General features: G+C 74.7%; 14 protein-coding genes. 7 read left to right on the forward strand and 7 right to left on the reverse strand.

What is annotated here, in order from left to right:
* Positions 1 to 81: 81 nt before the first annotated feature.
* From WN71_RS15920 to WN71_RS15930, 3 genes are all read left to right on the forward strand, one after another.
* Positions 82 to 912 carry an alpha/beta fold hydrolase gene (locus WN71_RS15920; protein WP_046587603.1) on the forward strand — a complete coding sequence of 277 codons (831 nt, stop codon included), beginning with the start codon at positions 82 to 84 and terminating at the stop codon, positions 910 to 912.
* 127 nt (positions 913 to 1039) lie between these two features.
* Complete coding sequence (locus WN71_RS15925; protein ID WP_046587606.1) at positions 1040 to 2623, forward strand: alkaline phosphatase D family protein; 1584 nt, start codon at positions 1040 to 1042, stop codon at positions 2621 to 2623.
* A gap of 294 nt (positions 2624 to 2917) precedes the next feature.
* The gene (locus WN71_RS15930; RefSeq protein WP_206300085.1) at positions 2918 to 4324 is read left to right on the forward strand and encodes a GNAT family N-acetyltransferase; all 1407 of its coding nucleotides are present in this window, start codon (positions 2918 to 2920) and stop codon (positions 4322 to 4324) included.
* A gap of 439 nt (positions 4325 to 4763) precedes the next feature.
* On the opposite strand, the gene WN71_RS15935 is transcribed toward WN71_RS15930, so the two are convergent.
* Positions 4764 to 5978, reverse strand: a complete 1215-nt coding sequence (locus WN71_RS15935; protein WP_240529671.1) for a trans-sulfuration enzyme family protein — start codon at positions 5976 to 5978, stop codon at positions 4764 to 4766.
* A gap of 60 nt (positions 5979 to 6038) precedes the next feature.
* Between WN71_RS15935 and WN71_RS15940 the strand changes: the two genes are divergently transcribed.
* Both WN71_RS15940 and WN71_RS15945 read left to right on the forward strand, forming a co-directional pair.
* Positions 6039 to 6545, forward strand: a complete 507-nt coding sequence (locus tag WN71_RS15940; protein WP_046587608.1) for an Lrp/AsnC family transcriptional regulator — start codon at positions 6039 to 6041, stop codon at positions 6543 to 6545.
* Positions 6546 to 6577: 32 nt separating this feature from the next.
* Entirely contained in the window at positions 6578 to 8266 is a 1689-nt protein-coding gene (locus WN71_RS15945; protein WP_046587800.1) for a DUF885 domain-containing protein, read from the forward strand.
* A gap of 60 nt (positions 8267 to 8326) precedes the next feature.
* Here WN71_RS15945 and WN71_RS15950 read toward each other — a convergent pair whose 3' ends face one another.
* Entirely contained in the window at positions 8327 to 8863 is a 537-nt protein-coding gene (locus WN71_RS15950) for a rhodanese-like domain-containing protein (protein WP_079177890.1), read from the reverse strand.
* Positions 8864 to 8997: 134 nt separating this feature from the next.
* Here WN71_RS15950 and WN71_RS15955 point away from each other — a divergent pair, with 134 nt between their 5' ends.
* Positions 8998 to 9444, forward strand: a complete 447-nt coding sequence (locus WN71_RS15955) for an Lrp/AsnC family transcriptional regulator (RefSeq protein ID WP_046587610.1) — start codon at positions 8998 to 9000, stop codon at positions 9442 to 9444.
* 22 nt (positions 9445 to 9466) lie between these two features.
* On the opposite strand, the gene WN71_RS15960 is transcribed toward WN71_RS15955, so the two are convergent.
* From WN71_RS15960 to WN71_RS15970, 3 genes are all read right to left on the reverse strand, one after another.
* Positions 9467 to 12457, reverse strand: a complete 2991-nt coding sequence (locus WN71_RS15960) for an AAA family ATPase (protein WP_046587613.1) — start codon at positions 12455 to 12457, stop codon at positions 9467 to 9469.
* Entirely contained in the window at positions 12454 to 13617 is a 1164-nt protein-coding gene (locus WN71_RS15965; protein ID WP_046587615.1) for an exonuclease SbcCD subunit D, read from the reverse strand. The genes WN71_RS15960 and WN71_RS15965 overlap by 4 nt, the downstream gene beginning before the upstream one ends.
* 224 nt (positions 13618 to 13841) lie before the next feature.
* The gene (locus WN71_RS15970; protein WP_046587618.1) at positions 13842 to 14468 is read right to left on the reverse strand and encodes a YigZ family protein; all 627 of its coding nucleotides are present in this window, start codon (positions 14466 to 14468) and stop codon (positions 13842 to 13844) included.
* A gap of 204 nt (positions 14469 to 14672) precedes the next feature.
* On the opposite strand from WN71_RS15970, the gene WN71_RS15975 reads away from it, so the two are divergent.
* Positions 14673 to 16664 carry an APC family permease gene (locus WN71_RS15975; protein ID WP_206300086.1) on the forward strand — a complete coding sequence of 664 codons (1992 nt, stop codon included), beginning with the start codon at positions 14673 to 14675 and terminating at the stop codon, positions 16662 to 16664.
* A gap of 84 nt (positions 16665 to 16748) precedes the next feature.
* Here the strand turns inward: WN71_RS15975 and WN71_RS15980 are convergent, their stop codons facing one another.
* Both WN71_RS15980 and WN71_RS15985 read right to left on the reverse strand, forming a co-directional pair.
* Positions 16749 to 17291 (reverse strand): SixA phosphatase family protein, encoded by a 543-nt coding sequence (locus tag WN71_RS15980; protein ID WP_046587619.1) that lies wholly within the window; start codon positions 17289 to 17291, stop codon positions 16749 to 16751.
* On the reverse strand, positions 17288 to 18013 hold the full coding sequence (locus WN71_RS15985) for a cysteinyl-tRNA synthetase (RefSeq protein WP_046587621.1): 726 nt from the start codon (positions 18011 to 18013) through the stop codon (positions 17288 to 17290). The genes WN71_RS15980 and WN71_RS15985 overlap by 4 nt, the downstream gene beginning before the upstream one ends.
* Positions 18014 to 18019 lie beyond the last annotated feature (6 nt).

Consider the following 18019-nt stretch of genomic DNA (forward strand, 5'->3'; position numbering starts at 1 on the left):
ACAGCGTCGGCCGACAGCCACCGGTGTACGACGCCCAGGACTCTCCCGCCTCTGTCGTCTCCCCACCACGAGGAGCAGCACATGTCCGCCACCGTCTCCTTCAAGGCCCCCTCCGCGCTCGGCCCGCAGCCGGTGACCCTGTCGTACGCGCGCGTGGGCAGCGGTGCACCGCTGCTCCTGCTGCACGGCATCGGGCACCACCGGCAGGCCTGGGACCCGGTGGTGGACATCCTCGCGGCCGAGCGCGACGTGATCGCCGTGGACCTGCCCGGCTTCGGCGCCTCCCCCGCGCTGCCGGACGGCCTGGCGCACGACCTGCCGACGGTCGGCGGGGTGCTGGCCGGGCTGTGCGAGGCGCTGGACATCGAGCGCCCGCACGTCGCGGGCAACTCCCTCGGCGGCCTGCTCGCCCTCGAACTCGGCCGGGAGAAGCTCGTCCGGTCCGTCACCGCCCTGTCCCCGGCGGGCTTCTGGTCGGAGGCCGAGCGCCGGTACGCCTTCGGGGTGCTCCTGGCCATGCGGCACATCTCGCGCCGGCTGCCCCTGCCGCTGGTCGAGCGGATGTCCCGGTCGGCGGCCGGGCGCACCGCGCTGACCAGCACCATCTACGCCCGCCCGGCGCGCCGTGCGCCGGAGGCGGTGGTGGCGGAGACGCTGGCGCTGGCGAACGCCACCGGGTTCGAGCGGACGCTGCGGGCGGGCGCGCAGGTGCAGTTCACCGACGACATCCCCGGCATCCCGGTCACCGTGGCCTGGGGCTCGCGGGACATGCTCCTGGTGCGCCGCCAGGGCGTGCGCGCGAAGCAGATCATCCCCCGCGCCCGCCTCGTCCGCCTCCCCGGCTGCGGCCACTGCCCGATGAACGACGACCCGGCGCTGGTCGCCCGGGTGATCCTCGACGGCAGCCGCTGAGCCGACCGGCGCGCCATCCACCGTGCCTCCAGGGCCAGTTGTTCACTTGGGGTTTCCGCGTCCGTCTCGGCACACCAGTAGGTGTGACGGTGCACACCGGTCGGACCCCGTCCCTGGAGGCGCATCCATGTCACACCGTCCCTTCCCCGGGCGCCGCAGCGTGCTGCGCGGCTCCCTCGCCGCGTCGGCGGCCCTGACCGTGCCGGCCGCCCTCGGCGCGGCCCCGGCCCTCGCCCTGTCCGGCCGCCCGAACGCCGGCTGGGGCGTACAGGCGGGTGACATCACGCAGAACTCCGGTCTGGTGTGGGTGCGTTCGGACCGTCCGGCCCGCATGGTCGTCGAGACGGCCGCCACCGCGTCGTTCCGTGACGCGCGCAGATGGCGGGGCCCGCTGCTCGGCGCGGGCAGCGACTTCACCGGCACGACCCGGCTGCACGGGCTGCCGGCGGGCGAGCAGATCCACTACCGGGTCACCCTCGCCGACCCCGACGACCCGCGCCGCACCGGCGAGCCGGTCACCGGCACCTTCCGCACCGCGCCCGAACGGCGGCGCCAGGACGTGCGGTTCGTGTGGTCGGGCGACCTGGCCGGTCAGGGCTGGGGCATCAACGAGTCGATCGGCGGCTACCGCATCTTCGACGCGATGGCGCGCACCGACCCGGACTTCTTCCTGTGCAGCGGCGACAACATCTACGCCGACGGCCCGATCTCCGCGACCGCCACGCTGCCCGACGGCACCCTCTACCGGAACGTCGTCAGCGAGGAGAAGGCGCACGTCGCGACCACGCTCGCTGACTACCGCGGCAACTTCCGCTACAACTTGCTGGATTCGGCGCTGCGCCGGTTCAACTCCCAGGTGCCCAACATCATCCAGTGGGACGACCACGAGGTGCGCAACAACTGGTACCCGGGCGAGGTGATCGGCTCCGGCACCGCGTATCCGGCCGGGACCGCCCTGGACGACCTGGCCGTGCGCTCGCGCCGGGCCTTCTCCGAGTACTTCCCGATCTCCACGATCAGCGCCCGCCCGGACGGCCGGATCTACCGGGTGATCCACCACGGCCCGCTGCTCGACGTGTTCGTGCTCGACATGCGCACCTACCGCAACGCCAACTCCCCCGACGACCAGACCACCGACCCGGTCGGCATCCTCGGCCGGGAGCAGCTGGAGTGGCTCAAGCGCGAGCTCGCCGCCTCGCGCGCGGTGTGGAAGGTGATCGCCAACGACATGCCGCTCGGCCTGGTCGTGCCCGACACCACCGAGGGGGCGCCGAACTACGAGGCCGTCGCGCAGGGCGACCCGGGCGCGCCGCTCGGCCGCGAGCTCCAGATCGCCGAGCTGCTGCGGTTCGTCAAGCACCGGCGGATCACCGGCACGCTGTGGCTGACCGCCGACGTGCACCACACCTCGGCCCAGCACTACGACCCCTCGCGCGCCGCGTTCAAGGACTTCGCGCCGTTCTGGGAGTTCGTCTCCGGGCCGCTCAACGCGGGTGCCTTCCCGGCCAGCGCGCTCGACGGCACGTTCGGCCCCGACCGGGTCTTCGTCAAGGCACCGGCCACGTCGAACGTCTCGCCCGCGCAGGGCTACCAGTTCTTCGGCGAGGTCGCCATCGACGGCGGCAGCGGCGAGCTGACCGTGCGGCTGCGCGAGTACGACGGCACCGTGCTGTTCACCCAGGTGCTCCAGCCGGGGCTCGTCGGGCAGTAGATCACGTACTCTCTGTGCACCGTGCCGCGTACCGGCGTCATCCCCCGGTGCGCGGCACGGTGTCCGTCCGGGGGATCGCCGTAGGTCCGTCCGCGGCCCGGTGGGGCTCGTTCGTGCAGTTCCCCGCGCCCCTTGCAGGCGCTCCCTGAGGCCGTGTGCCGAAAACGCCACCTCGCTGCGGAAAAGTACAAAAAACAACTACAAATTAGGGCGTAAGCGCGCTTTACCCATCAGTCACAGTGCGTTCGTGATCACGCAACACCGTTCCTTCACAGTGGCTGCATGAATCGAAGCATGTCTGATGTGACGCGCGCGAAGAACGGCCGTCCCGTGCACCACTGGCGGCGGGACGCCGTCGAGCTCGCCGCCGTCTTCACGGCCGTGGCGGTCGCGGACGCGGTGGCGAACCTGGTCGGCCACGGACCCGACGGTCCCGCACTGCTGGTGATCTCGGCCGCGGCGCTCGCCGCGACGGCCGGGTTCCACACATGGTGGGCCCGACGCCACGGCCATGCCCCGCCGGTGGACGCCAGTGATACCGGTGCCCGGCCCACCGCCGCCGGGCGGCAGGCCGGGCGGTCCGACCGGTCCACGGCGGCGGGCGCCGACCCGGTGGCCGGGACGACCACGCTGTGGCGGATGCGCACCACGGTGCGGGACGAACCCGGCTCGCTGGCCGCCCTGTGCTCGGCCCTCGCCGCCCTGGAGGTCGACATCCTCTCCCTCCAGACCCACCCGCTGGCCCTCGGCACGGTCGACGAGTTCCTGCTGCGCGCCCCGGAGTCCCTCGACGCGGCCGCGATCACCCGCGCGGTGGCGCAGGCGGGCGGCTCCGACACCTGGATCGAGCGGGCCGACACCCACGACCTGGTGGACGCGCCGACCCGGATCCTCGGGCTCGCCGCCCGCACCGCCCTGGACGCCGCCGAACTGCCGCTGGCGCTGCGCCAGTTGCTGGGCCGCTGCACCATCCGCTCGCTGCCCGCGAGCGCCTCGCGCGGCGCCGCGGCCGGCCCCGGCGCGCCCGCCGAACCCGTCCTGGAGGACACCGTCATGCGGCTGCCGTCACCGGACGGCGGGGCGATCACCGTGGAACGGCCCTATCTGCCGTTCACCCCGACCGAGTTCGCGCGCGCCCGCGCCCTGGTGGAGCTGGACGCGCGGCTCGGCCCGCGGCTGCCGCACGGGCAGGACGTGCTGACGCTGCCCGAGGGCAACGACATCGCCGTACGACGGGCCGACACCCGTGACGTCGAGGCGGCCCGCGCCATGCACGACCGCTGCTCGCCCCGCACCCTCGGGATGCGCTACCACGGCCCGGTCGGCGACGCGGACCGCTACCTCAACCACCTGCTCAGCCCCCGCTTCGGGCGCACCCTCGCCGCGCAGACCGCGTCCGGGCGGATCGTCGGGCTCGGCCATCTGCTCTGGGACGGCGACGAGACGGAGGTCGCGCTGCTCGTCGAGGACGCCTGGCAGCGGCGCGGTGTCGGCGCCGAACTGCTGGTCCGCCTCGTCGACATGGCGGTGGAGGCCGGCTGCGCGAGCGTGTACGCCGTGACGCAGGCGTCGAACACCGGCATGGTCGCCGCCATGCGCGGGCTCGGCCTGCCGCTCGACTACCAGGTCGAGGAGGGCACGCTGGTCATCACGGCCCGGCTGGCGCCGGTGCCGGTCGCGGCGCGGCCGTCGTCCGAGTAGCGCCTGGCGCCTGGCGGCGGGCTCGGCGGTTGGCGGGGCGGCCCGGAGGTGTGTCACCTCCGGGCCGCCCCCCGTCCGAGGCCGCTGTCAGGGACGACCCCGGAGTTTTACGGAGGCTCGGAAGCCGTAGTCTGCGGGTGCGTCGTGGCCGGTCGCGCAGTTCCCCGCGCCCCTTTCAGGGGCTCTCCCGCAGCCGTGCCCCGAAAGGGGCGCGGGGAACTGCGCGAACAACCACAACGCACCCGCAGGGACCCGGCACCCCCACCGTGCCCCCGAAGGGGCGCGGGGAACTGCGCGAGCAAGCACGACGGACCCGCGGATCCCCAACCACGCCCTGCAAGGGGCGCGGGGAACTGCGCGAGCGGCCACCACGCACCCGCGGATCCGCGGCACGCCAGACCACCCGGGACCCCTGCGAGCGCCGCGGCCGGCGGCCCGGCTAGCGGCGGCGGCCCAACGCCGCGTCGAGGTCGGACCACAGATCCTCGACGTCCTCCAGGCCCACCGACATGCGGAGCAACCGGTCGCTCACGCCCGCCCCCCGGCGATCGTCCGCGTCGACGATGCGGTGGCTGATCGACGCCGGATGCTGGATCAGCGTGTCGACGCTGCCCAGGCTGACGGCCGGCGTGACCAGCCGGACCCGGGAGATCACCTCGTGCGGATCGCCGTGCACCTCGAACGCCACCATCGCCCCGCCGAGCCGCGGGTAGCGCACGCGGGCCACGCGCGGGTCGGCGGCCAGCCGCCCGGCGAGTTCCGCGGCGGTCGCGGACGCGGCCCGCACCCGGACCGGCAGCGTCGCGAGCCCCCGCAGCAGCAGGTACCCGGCGAGCGGATGCAGCACCCCGCCGGTGGCGAAGCGGACCTGCCGCAGCCCACGCGCGAGTTCCTCGTCGCAGGCGACGACGCCCGCCATCACGTCCCCGTGCCCGCCCAGATACTTGGTCGCGCTGTGCAGCACGAGCCGCGCCCCCTGCTCGGCGGGCCGTTGCAGCACCGGCGTCGCGAAGGTGTTGTCCGCGAGCAGCGGCACCGAGCCGCAGGCGTGCGCGATCGCCCGCAGGTCGAGTTCGGCGAGCGTCGGGTTGGCCGGGGACTCGACCATCACCAGGCCGGTGTCCGGGCGCAGCGCGTCCGTGATCCCGGCCGGGTCGGTCCAGGTGACCTCCGTGCCGAGCAGGCCGGCCGTCAGCAGGTGGTCGCTGCACCCGTACAGCGGCCGTACGGCGACCACATGGCGCAGCCCGGCCGCGGCGCGCACCAGGAGGACCGCGCTGAGCGCCGCCATGCCGGTGGCGAAGGCGACCGCGGCCTCGGTGCCCTCCAGGCGGGCGAGCGCGGTCTCGAAGCGGGCCACGGTCGGGTTGCCGAGCCGCCCGTAGATCGGCGGGCCCTCGGGGTCCGCGCCCTCGGCGGCGAACGCGTCGATCCGGGCGGCCTCGCCCCGGGAGTCGTAGGACGGGTAGGTGGTGGACAGGTCGATCGGCGGGGCGTGCAGCCCCTGCCCCGCGAGGTCCTCGCGGCCGGCGTGGACGGCCTCGGTCGCCAGAGCCCTCGGCCGGAGGCGGAGATCCGCGTCCCGGCCCGCCCGGACGGCTGCTCCCCGTCCGGCGCGTACGGCGTCGTACGCCTGTGTGCGCGCTGCATCCATGGCCGGAAGAGTGAACAGTGGACGGGGTGACAGGGGAGAAGAGCGTGCTACGTTCGGCACATGGCCGAATCCGTCGAACTGGATCCGGTGGATCTGCATCTGCTGCGGCTGTTGCAGAACGACGCCCGGACCACCTACCGCGACCTCGCCGCCCAGATCGGGGTGGCGCCGTCGACCTGTCTGGACCGCGTCACCCGGCTGCGGCGCAGCGGCGTGATCCTCGGCCACCAGCTGCGCCTGGACCCCGCGAAGCTCGGCCGCGGCCTGGAGGCGCTGCTGTCGGTGCAGGTCAGACCGCACCGGCGGGAGCTGGTCGGACCGTTCGTGGAGCGGATCAGGGCGCTGCCGGAGTCCCGGACGGTCTTCCACATCACCGGTCCGGACGACTACCTGGTGCATGTGGCCGTCGCGGACATGGCCGACCTGCAACGGCTGGTCCTGGACGAGTTCACCGCGCACCGTGAGGTGGCCCGCGTGGAGACCCGGCTGATCTTCCAGCAGTGGGACTGCGGGCCCCTGCTGCCACCGGGCGCGACGCCCGCCAAGCCGACAGCTGAATCGGGGTGACGTGGGCATCGTCGCCGTAGAGTATGGACGGCATGTCTGATGCCAACAGCCTTCTTCCCCGTCAGGTCGCCGACGCCTACGTCGACGCGCTGATCGCCCTTGATCCGGTCACCGGCACATATCTCGGCGTCAAAGAAAGCTCCGGCAGGCTTCCCGACACCTCTCCCGCGGGCCAGGAGGCCCGCGCACAGCTCGCGCGGGAGACCCTCGCGCGACTGGACGAGGCCGAGCGCACCCCCGGCGCGGACAGCGCCGTCGAGCGCCGCTGCGGCCGCCTGCTGCGTGAGCGGCTCACCGCCGAACTCGCCGTGCACGAGGCCGAGGAGGGCCTGCGCGCGGTCGGCAACATGGCCACCCCCGCGCACGAGGTGCGCGACGTCTTCACCGTGACGCCGAACCAGAGCGAGGAGGACTGGGCCGCGATCGCCGAGCGGCTGCGCGCCGTGCCGGCCGCGTTCGCGGGCTACCGCGAGTCCCTCCAGCTCGGCCTGGAACGCAAGCTGTACGCGGCCCCGCGCCCGACGGAGACGTTCGTCGGCCAGCTCACCGAGTGGGCCGACACCGGCGAGGGCCGCGGCTGGTTCGAGGACTTCGCGTCCGAGGGACCCGAGGCGCTCCGCGCCGAACTCGACGAGGCCGCCCGCGCCGCCACGGCCTCCGTCGTCGAGCTGCGGGACTGGATGCGCGACGTGTACGTGCCGACCATCGAGGGCGCGCCCAACACCGTCGGCCGCGAGCGCTACGCCCGCTGGGCCCGCTACTTCAACGGCACCGACCTCGACCTGGACGAGGCGTACGCCTACGGCTGGGCCGAGTACCACCGCCTCCTCGGCGAGATGCGGCTCGAGGCGGAGAAGATCCTGCCGGGCGCCGGGACCCCGTGGGTCGCGCTCGCCCACCTCGACGAGCACGGCCGGCACATCGAGGGCGTCGAAGAGGTCCGCGAGTGGCTCCAGGGCCTGATGGACCAGGCCATCGAGGAGCTGGACGGCACCCACTTCGAACTGGCCGAGCGGGTACGGCGGGTGGAGTCCCGCATCGCTCCGCCCGGCGGCGCCGCGGCGCCGTACTACACGGCCCCGTCCGAGGACTTCTCCCGGCCCGGCCGCACCTGGCTGCCGACCATGGGCCAGACCCGCTTCCCGGTCTACGACCTGGTGTCGACCTGGTACCACGAGGGCGTGCCCGGCCACCACCTCCAGCTCGCGCAGTGGGCGCACGTGGCGGCGGACCTCTCCCGCTACCAGGCCACCCTCGGCGGGGTGAGCGCCAACGCCGAGGGCTGGGCGCTGTACGCGGAGCGGCTGATGGACGAGCTCGGCTATCTGACCGACGCCGAGCAGCGGCTCGGCTATCTCGACGCGCAGATGATGCGGGCGGCCCGGGTCATCGTCGACATCGGCATGCACCTGGAGCTGGAGATCCCCGCGGACTCGCCGTTCCACCCGGGCGAGCGGTGGACGCCGGAGCTGGCGCAGGAGTTCTTCGGCGCGCACAGCAGCCGCCCGGCGGACTTCGTGGAGAGCGAGCTGACCCGCTATCTGACCATCCCGGGCCAGGCGATCGGCTACAAGCTGGGCGAGCGGGCGTGGCTGCTCGGCCGGGAGAAGGCCCGTGAGCGGCACGGCGACGCGTTCGACCTGAAGGCCTGGCACATGGCGGCCCTCTCGCAGGGCTCGCTCGGCCTGGACGACCTGGTGGACGAGCTGTCCCAGCTGTGACGGGCGGGTGCCGGCGGCGGGCGTACGCCGCCGGCACCCCGGCTCGCACCGTGCGGGGCCTCAGCAGCCGCAGTCGTCGGTGCCCACCGGTGCCGTCAGCGGGTCGGCGTCGGGGCGGACCGGGCCCTGCCAGGTCTCGTACGGGAACCCCTCGCGCGCCCAGTACTCGAAGCCGCCGAGCATCTCCTTGACCCGGTAGCCGCGTTCGGCGAGGGCGAGGGCCGCGCGGGTGGCGCCGTTGCAGCCGGGTCCCCAGCAGTACGTCACCACCGGCACGGCCGGGTCGAGCAGCCCGGCGGCCTGCTCGGGGATGAGCGCGGTCGGCAGGTGGACCGCGCCGGGGATGTGGCCCTGGTCCCAGGACTCGGTGGAGCGGCTGTCCAGCACGACGAAGCCGGGGTCGCCGTCGGCCGCGAGCGCGGCGGCCACGTCGGAGACGTCGGCGTGGAAGGCGAGGCTCGCGCGGAAGTACGCGGCGGCCTCGGCGGAGGCCGCGGGGGCGACACGCAGGACGGGGTTGGCGGCGGGGGCGGCGGCGGTTTCGGTCTCGGGGGTGGTGAGGGTCGCGGTGGCGGTCTCGGGGGCGGTGGCGGTCATGGGGCGGCCCTTCGTGCGGAGTTGCTCGCTGCTGGTCGACACCGAGAAATCTACGGTCGCGAAGCCGGGCCCTGAAGACGCGTTCCCCGGCTCCGGCCTTGATCCGCCGGGGATTCCCCTGCTATTCATCGGACATGACCGCGTATTCCCCGGACGCCACCGACTGGCGCATTCTCGATGTCCTCCAGCGGGACGGCCGGGTCAGCTTCGCCGACCTCGCGCGCGCCGTCTCCATGTCCGCGAGCGCCGTCACCGAGCGGGTGCGGCGGCTGGAGGAGGCGGGCGTCATCCAGGGGTACGCGGCCGTCGTGGACCCCGAGCGGCTGGGGCTGCCGATCATGGCGTTCGTCCGGCTGCGCTACCCCAACGGCAACTACAAGCCCTTCCACGACCTCGTCGCGGTCACGCCCGAGATCCTGGAGGCCCACCACGTGACCGGCGACGACTGCTTCGTCATCAAGGTCACGGCACGCTCGATGCGGCATCTTGAGGAGGTCTCGGGCCGGCTCGGCACACTGGGCTCGGTCACCACGAGCGTCGTGTACTCCTCCCCGCTGCCGCGGCGGTCCGTGGGGCAGTGACTCCCCGTGCGTGTACGGCGGTTCAGGCCCCGTGCTGCCGCAGCGTCGATCCCGAGCGCCCCTTGACCACCTCCAGCTGGGCGTGGACGCGGCGGCGCAGGTCGGGCACGTGGCTGACGATGCCCACGCTGCGGTCGCGCTCCCGGAGGGAGTCCAGCACGTCGAGGACCTCGTCGAGGGTCTGGTCGTCGAGACTGCCGAAGCCCTCGTCGATGAAGAGGGTGTCCAGCCGCACCCCGCCGGCCTCGTCCGTGACGACGTCGGCGAGGCCGAGGGCGAGCGCCAGGGAGGCGAAGAACGTCTCGCCGCCCGACAGGGTCGACGTGTCGCGCTCACGGCCGGTCCAGGCGTCGACCACGTGCAGCCCGAGCCCGCTGCGGCCGCGCCCGGAGCGGTCGTCCGAGTGCACCAGCGTGTAGCGCCCGGAGGACATGCGGGTCAGCCGCGCCGTCGCGGCCGCGGCGACCTGTTCGAGCCGCGCCGCGAGGACGTACGACTCCAGGCGCATCCGGCGCTCGTTGTCGGCCGAGGTGCCCGCGGCGAGGGCGGCGAGGCGGGCGACGCGGTCGTGCTCCTCGCGCAGCGGCGCCAGCGCCCGCACGCCCTGGGTCGCCTGCGCGGAGAGCCGGTCGAGCTCGGTGCACCGGCGGGCGGCCGCGTCCCGCGCGGAGGCGGCGTCGCGCAGCCGCCGGGCCGCGGCGTCGGCACGCGCCTGTGCTGCCGCCACGTCGGCGGGCGGGTGCGCGGCGGCGGCCACGGTGTCGGCCTCGGCGAGGACCGCCCGCACCTGGGACTCCTCCTGCTGCCAGGCGTCCAGGCGCCGCTGGAGTTCGCGGTGGGCGGTGCCGTCCAGGAGGGCGGCGGCCGCGTCCCGCGGGGTGTCGAACCCGGCGCGGAAGGCGGCGTCGGCGAGGCGGGCGTCGGCGTCCTTGAGCCGCTGGGCGGTCTCCTCGGCGGTGCGCGCGGCGTCGGCGGCGTCGGTGAGCCGGGCGGCGCGCAGCTCCAGTTCGGCGGTGCGCGCGGCGACGCTCGCGGCGGAGCCCCGCGCCTCCGCCAACTCCTCCTCCAGCACGGCCCGTTCCCGCTCCAGGGTGTCCCGGCGGGCGGCCCGCGAGGCGGCCCGTACGGCGGCTTCCTGGCGGTCGGTCAGGCGGCGCTCGCGCTCCTGCTCGGCGCGGCGCAGCTCCTCGTGGGCGGCGTGCAGGGCGGAGGCGTCGCGGCGGGCGCGGGCGTACTCCCGCTCCAGTTCGTCGGCCTCGGCGGCGAGCCGGTCGGTGGGGGTGTCGCCGGCCTCGGCGCCGGCGGCGGCGAGCGCCTCGCGCACGGTGGCGAGGGCGCTGTCGTGCTCGGCGCGCTGCTCGTCGGCGTGCTGGTAGGCGGCGAGGGCCTGTTCCTCCGCGGCGCGGTCGACGTGCCCGGCGTCCTTGCGGGCGGGCGCGGGGTGTTCGGTGGCGCCGCAGACCGCGCAGGGTTCGCCGTCGGTGAGGGAGGCGGCGAGTTCGGCGGCGATGCCGTTCAGCCGTTGTTCCTTGAGGTCCAGCCAGTGTTCCCGGGCGCGCTGGGCGCGGTCGGCGCGGTCCAGGGCCAGCTGGGCGGCGCGGTCGGTGTCGCCCGCGAGCTGGTCGCGCAGCCGGGCGGCGGCCAGCCGCTGCCGCACGGGTTCGCGGCGCACCGCGAGCTGTTCGGCCCGGGTCGCGGCCTCCTGCGCGGAGTCGACGCGGGACTGGAGCCCGGTGCGGGTGGCCTCCCAGCCGGCGAGCCAGGCGTCGGCCTCCTGGAGGACGTCCTCGTCGGCCCGCTCCTGACGGTCGAGCCCGGCGCGCTCGGCGACCAGGGCGGTGAGCCGGTGCTCGGCGCGGCGGGCCGACTCCAGTCCGCCGAGCTCCTCGGCGGCGCGGCGCGCGGCGGCGGCGAGTCCGGCCGCGCCCGCGTCGGCGTCGGTGCGCGGCAGCAGGGCGCGGGTGCGGGCCTCGTCCGCGGCGGCGCGACGGTGTTCGGCGTCGGCGCTGTCGCGCAGGTCGAGGGCGGGGGCGACCGCCTCGGCCTTGCGCGCCCGCTCCATGCGGGCCTCGGCCTCGCGGTGCGCGTCGGCGCGCTCCTCCAGCGCGCCGGCCCGCTGCCGGGCCTGCTCGAACCGGCCCTGCAGCCGGGCCAGTTCGCGTACGTCCGCCAGGTCGTGGTCGGCGCCCGCGTGGGCGGACTCGGCGGCGGTGAGCCGGCAGTGGGCGACGGTGAGCTGCTCGCGTACGGTGGCGCGGGCCACGGCCGCGGCGACCAGGACGGTCTCGGCGAGGCCCGGGTCGCCGGGGGCCAGCTCCGGCAGCGGCATGGCGCCGCCCGCGGCCTGCTGCATCCGGTGCGCGTGGGCGAGCAGGGACTGGTCGTTCTCGCGGACCCGCATCTCGGCGGCGCGGCGCCGCTCGGCGAGGCGCTTTTCGACGTCGGCGAAGCGCTGGGTGTCGAAGAGTCGGCCGAGCAGCCGGCCGCGGGCCTCGGCGTCGGCGCGCAGGAAGCGCGCGAAGTCGCCCTGGGGCAGCAGCACGACCTGGCAGAACTGCTCGCGGCTCATGCCGAGCAGCTGGGTGATCTCCTCGCCGATCTCCTGGTGGGAGCGGCTGAGGTCCTTCCAGGCGCCGGTCGCGCTGTCGCGTTCGCGCAGCCAGCTCTGGGCCTTGTCGAGAGTGGTGCCGGTGCCGCGCTTCTTGGGGCGCTCCCAGGGCGGCTGCCGGGTGATCTCCAGGCGCCGTCCAGCGACGGTGAAGGTGAGGGCGACCTCGGTGCGCAGGCCGGGGTCCGCGTGGTCGCTGCGCAGGTTCTGGCCCTGGCCGCTCTGGCGGGCGCCGGGGACGGCGCCGTACAGGGCGTAGCACACGGCGTCGAGTACGGAGGTCTTCCCGGCGCCGGTGGGGCCGTGCAGCAGGAACAGGCCGGCGGCCGACAGGGCGTCGAAGTCGACGGTCTGGGCCTCGCCGAACGGGCCGAAGGCGCCGATGCGCAGCTCGTGCAGCCTCATCGGGCGACCTCCCGCAGGGTGGCGTCGGCGCGCACGGCGTCGAACGCGTCGCGCAGCACGGCCTGTTCGGCCGCGTCGGGCCCGGCGCCGCGCACATGGGCGACGAAGTCCTCGGCGATCTCCTGGTCGCCGCGGCCCGCGAGGCGCGTGGCGTACGACACCTCGTCGGCGTCGTCGGTGCGGTCCGGCGCGAAGGCGAGGCTGAGCAGGTGCGGGAGCTGCTCGGCGAGCCGGGCGAACGGATCGGCGGGCCGGACCGGGTCGGTGAGGGTGGCCTCGACCCAGGCCTCCGCGTGCCGGGACAGCTCCGGGTCGAGCAGCAGGTCCTCGAGGCGGCCGCGGATCCGGGCGAGCGGCCGCGGCACCGGGCAGTCCAGCCGCTCGGCCCGCACCGCGCCGGCCGCGTCGAGGTCGATCAGCCACATGCTCTTGCGGTGCTCGGCCTCGGAGAAGGAGTAGGCGAGCGGTGAGCCGGAGTAGCGCACGCGGTCGGTGAGCGTCTGGCACCCGTGCAGATGCCCGAGCGCGACGTAGTCGACGCCGTCGAAGACACCGGCCGGGACGGCGGCCACACCGCCGACGGTGATGTCCCGTTCGCTGTCGCTGGCCTCGCCGCCGGTGACGAAGGCGTGCGCGAGAACGACCGAGCGGGTCCCCGGCGCGCGGCCCGCGAGGTCGGCGCGCACCCGGTCCATGGCGGCGGCGAGCACCGACTCGTGCCCGGCCTTCTCGACACCGAACTCGTCCTTCACCAGGGCCGGTTCGAGATAAGGCAGCCCGTAGAAGGCGACCTCTCCGAAGTCGTCCCGCAGCACGACCGGGGTGCCGCACGCGGACGGCGCGGTGCGCAGGTGGATACCCGCGCGCCCGATGAGGCCCGCGCCGACGCCGAGGCGGCGGGCGGAGTCGTGGTTGCCGCTGATCATCACCGTGGGCACGCCGAGGGCGGCGAGGCGGTGCAGAGCGTCGTCGAAGAGTTCGACGGCGGCGAGCGGCGGGACCGCGCGGTCGTACACGTCCCCCGACACGACCACCGCGTCGACGTCGTGCTCGCGCACGGTCGCGACGAGGTGACCGATGAACTCGGCCTGGGCGTCGAGCATGTTCACCCGGTGGAACGCCCGGCCCAGATGCCAGTCGGAAGTGTGCAGCAGCCTCATGATCCCCGAGACTAACGGCAGGGTCCGACAACCCGGGCGGTTACTCCCGTATCAGCCCGTCATGACCCCCTCGACACCGGGGCGTTATGTCCGGTTATGTACGAATCGGTGCCGCTCGCCCCACGTGTGATGCGTCTCAGTGCGCCCCCTCGGGACCCCTCGGAACCCCAAACCCCTCGGAGCCCCGCGGGACCCCTCGGAACCCCTCGGAGCCCCGCCGAACCTCACGCGTCCCCGTACGCCTCGCCCCCCAGCTCGACCTCCGCCGTGCCCGACGTCGCGTCCGCCAGCCAGGCGCGGAAGGCGGGCACGTCGGCGTCCGGGAGGGCGATCTCGATGGCGACCGCCTCGCCGTAGCGCACGTCCCGGACCTCGCGGCCGGTGGCGCGCAGGTCGTTCTGGACCTTGCCCGCGCGCTGGTGGTCGACGGTCACCGTGGCCAGGCGGAAGCGGCGGCGGGTCAGGGTGCCGAGCTCGTCCAGGGCCTCGCCGACCGCGCCGCCGTAGGCGCGGATCAGGCCGCCCGCGCCGAGCTTCACGCCGCCGTAGTAGCGGGTGACGACGGCGACGACGTAGCGCATGTCGCGGCGGAGCAGCATCTGGAGCATGGGCACGCCCGCGGTGCCGCCCGGCTCGCCGTCGTCGCTCGCCTTCTGCACGGACGCGTCGGCGCCGACGACGTAGGCCCAGCAGTTGTGGGAGGCGTCCGCGTGCTCCTTGCGGACGGCGGCGACGAAGTCCTGGGCCTCCTGCTCGGTGGCGGCGGGGGCGAGCGCGCACAGGAAGCGGGAGCGGTTCACCTCGGTCTCGTGCACGCCCGCGCGCGCGACGGTGCGGTACTCGTCTGGCATCTGGCCAGCCTAAGCCGAGTTCACGGCGCGTCCCGCCGCACCGCACGCGCCCGCTCCACCGCACCGTTCGGGACTGCCCCGGCTCCGACGGGGGCAAGGGGGTGGTGGATACTCGCTCACCGTGCCCGGGGGCCGGGCTCGTCCTCCACCGGGGCCGCACGACGTACGCCCACGCCACGCCCACCATCCCTAGGAGCAAGAAGCATGACCGGCGCGCAGGTGGACACCACGGACACCGCCGAACCCCACGATCCGAAGCCCTCCGCCGTCGCGCCCCGCTGGCGGGCGTGGCTCCTGGAGGGCCTGAGCGACCAGTCGGCCCGGCACCCCGGCCCGCACGCCACCCCCAAGGAGGAGCACGCGGGCCACACGTGGTGGCGCGTGATGTGCCTGACCGGTGTGGACTACTTCTCCACCCTCGGCTACCAGCCGGGCATCGCCGCCCTCGCGGCCGGCCTGCTGTCGCCGTTCGCGACCCTGGTGCTGATCGCGCTGACCCTGCTGGGCGCCCTGCCGGTGTACCGCAGGGTGGCGCACGAGAGCCCGCACGGCGAGGGGTCCATCGCCATGCTGGAGCGGCTGCTGCCCTGGTGGTCGGGGAAGATCTTCGTCCTGGTGCTGCTGGGCTTCGCAGCCACCGACTTCATGATCACCATGACCCTGTCGGCCGCCGACGCCGCCGCGCACGTCGTGGAGAACCCGTTCGCGCCGCACTGGATGCACGGCGGCAACGCCTGGATCACCCTGCTGCTGCTCGCGCTGCTCGGCGCGGTCTTCCTGAAGGGCTTCCGGGAGGCCATCGGCATCGCGGTCGCCCTGGTCGGCACCTATCTGGTGCTGAACCTGGTCGTCCTCGCCGTGTCCGCGTGGGAGGTGCTCAGCCATCCGGTGCGGATCGGCGACTGGACCTCCGCGATGACCACCGAGCACTCCTCACCGGTCGCGATCATCGGCGTGGCGCTGCTGGTGTTCCCCAAGCTCGCGCTCGGCATGTCCGGCTTCGAGACCGGCGTGGCGGTCATGCCGCAGGTCAAGGGCGACGCGAGCGACACCTTCGCGCGGCCCGCGGGCCGGGTGCGCGAGACCCGCAAGCTGCTCACCACGGCCGCCGTGATCATGAGCTGCTTCCTCCTGCTCTCCAGCCTCGCGACGACGATCCTGATCCCGCAGTCCGCCTTCGAGGCGGGCGGCCCCGCCAACGGCCGCGCCCTCGCCTACCTGGCGCACCAGCACCTCGGCGAGGCCTTCGGCACGGTCTACGACATCTCCACGATCGCCATCCTGTGGTTCGCGGGCGCCTCCGCGCTGGCCGGCCTGCTCAACCTCGTGCCGCGCTATCTGCCGCGCTACGGCATGGCGCCGGAGTGGACGCGCGCCGTGCGGCCGCTGGTCCTGGTGTTCATGGTGGCGGCGGTCGTCATCACCCTGTGGTTCGACGCGAACGTGGACGCGCAGAGCGGCGCCTACGCCACCGGCGTGCTGGTGCTGATGCTGTCGGCCGCCTTCGCCTCCACGGTCGCCGTGCACCGGCGCGGCCACCGGGCCGCCGCGATCGGCTTCGGCGTGATCACCGCCGTCTTCGCCTACACCCTCGTCACGAACGTCATCGAGCGGCCCGACGGCATCAAGATCGCGCTGATCTTCATCGTGGCGATCCTGGTCACGTCGTTCGGCTCGCGCGTGCACCGCGCGTTCGAGCTGCGGGCCGGGCAGGTCACGCTCGACGAGGCGGCCCTGCGCTTCGTCGACGAGGCCGCGGCCCACGGCCCGCTGCGCCTGATCGCGAACGAGCCCCAGGAGCACAGCACCCGGGAGTACCGGGCGAAGGAGTACAGCCAGCGCGAGCACACCCACATGCCCGACGGCGGCCCCGTGCTGTTCCTTGAGGTGTTCGTGCGCGACTCGTCCGACTTCACCGCGGACGTGTTGGTGCACGGCGACGAGAAGCACGGCGTACGCCGGCTCCGGGTCGAGGGCCCGACGGTGCCCAACACCATCGCGGCGGTGCTGATGGCGCTGCGCGACCGCACCGGCCAGGTGCCGCACGCCTACTTCGACTGGACGGAGGGCGGACCGGTCAGCCATCTGATCCGGTTCCTGGTGTTCGGCGACGGCGAGGTCGCGCCGGTCACCCGTGAGGTGCTGCGCCGCGCCGAACAGGACGTGGAGCGGCGGCCCCGGGTGCACGTGGGCTGACGCCCCCGCGGGAACATCGGCGCCCTCGGACCGGGGGCGCCCGCCGAGCGCCCTGGGGGGATCCTCCCGGGGCGCCCCGGCACCTCACGTCTTCGACCCCCTGGGCACCACCACCGCCGTCAGCAGCGCGGTGCCCGGGGCGAGGGCGTGCCAGCCGACGCCGTGCCAGGCCAGGACCGCGACCGCTGAGGTCGGGAACTTCAGCCGGACCCGGTCCAGGGTGTCGTCCAGCCCGTCCCCGGCCAGGTCGAGGACCAGGTCGGCGAGGCCCGGGTTGTGGCCGACGAGCAGCAGGGTCCCCACCTCGCCCGGCACCTCGCGCACCACGTCCAGGATCTCGTCGGCGTCGGCGTCGTACAGCCGCGGCTCGTGGCGCACCGGCGGCGGGGTGCCCCACTCCGCGGACGCCAGCTCCCAGGTCTGCCGGGCCCGTACGGCCGTGGAGCACAGGGCGAGGTCCGGCAGCCAGTCGGCCTCGGCGAGGGCGCGGCCCGCGGCGGGCGCGTCCCGCAGGCCGCGCGGCGCGAGCGGGCGCCGGTGGTCGGCCGCACCCTCCGGCCAGGCGGACTTGGCGTGCCGCAGCACGACCAGACGGCGCAGCGGACCGGCTCCGCCCGGGGTGGTCACGCGGGGCTCCCCAGGTCGCGGGTGAGGTCGAGGCCGAGCAGCCGGTCGGCGTGCGCGAACGTCTCGAAGCGGGCTCCGTCGGGCAGTTCGGGGGTGTCCTCGACCCAGGCCAGCACGCGCAGCACCTCCGGTACGTCGAGGTCGTCCTCCCAGGCCGTGCGCAGCCGTACGCGTACGGCGTCGGGGACCGGCCGGGAGGGGGTGCGGGCCCACCCGGCGACGGCCTGCCGCCAGCGGTCGAGGGTGGCCTCGGCCGCGGCGAGGACACCGCCGTCGATGCGGACGGGGCGGTCGCGGGCCGTGGAGAGCAGGGCCAGGCGCAGCACGGCGGGGTCGGCGCCCTCGGCGGGCGCCGCGGTGGCGGGCTCGACGGGTCCGGCGCCGGCCACCACGCCCTCCGGCAGCGGACCGCCGAGGGCCGCCACATGGACGACCTGGGCCTCGCCGAGCCCGGCGCCGATGTCCCGGCTGTCCTCGAAGGGCCGCAGGCCGAGCGCGGCCGCCGCCGCGTGCAGCTCGGCCTGCTGCCGCTCGCCGGTCAGCAGCGCCCACACGGGGGTGCCGCCGATCTCCAGGGCGCGGACGAGGAGGTCGGCGGTGAGGAGCACCCGCAGGGCGGTGGCGTCGAACCACGGGGTGTGGGCCTGGACCCTGGTCAGGCCGCGGCGGGCGGGGGCGGCGGCGACGAGCTCGCCGGTACGGGCGTCGGTGATGCGGAGCACGGCCCG

It is taken from the genome of Streptomyces mangrovisoli (genome assembly GCF_000974985.2).
GTDB classification, from domain to species: Bacteria; Actinomycetota; Actinomycetes; order Streptomycetales; family Streptomycetaceae; genus Streptomyces; species Streptomyces mangrovisoli.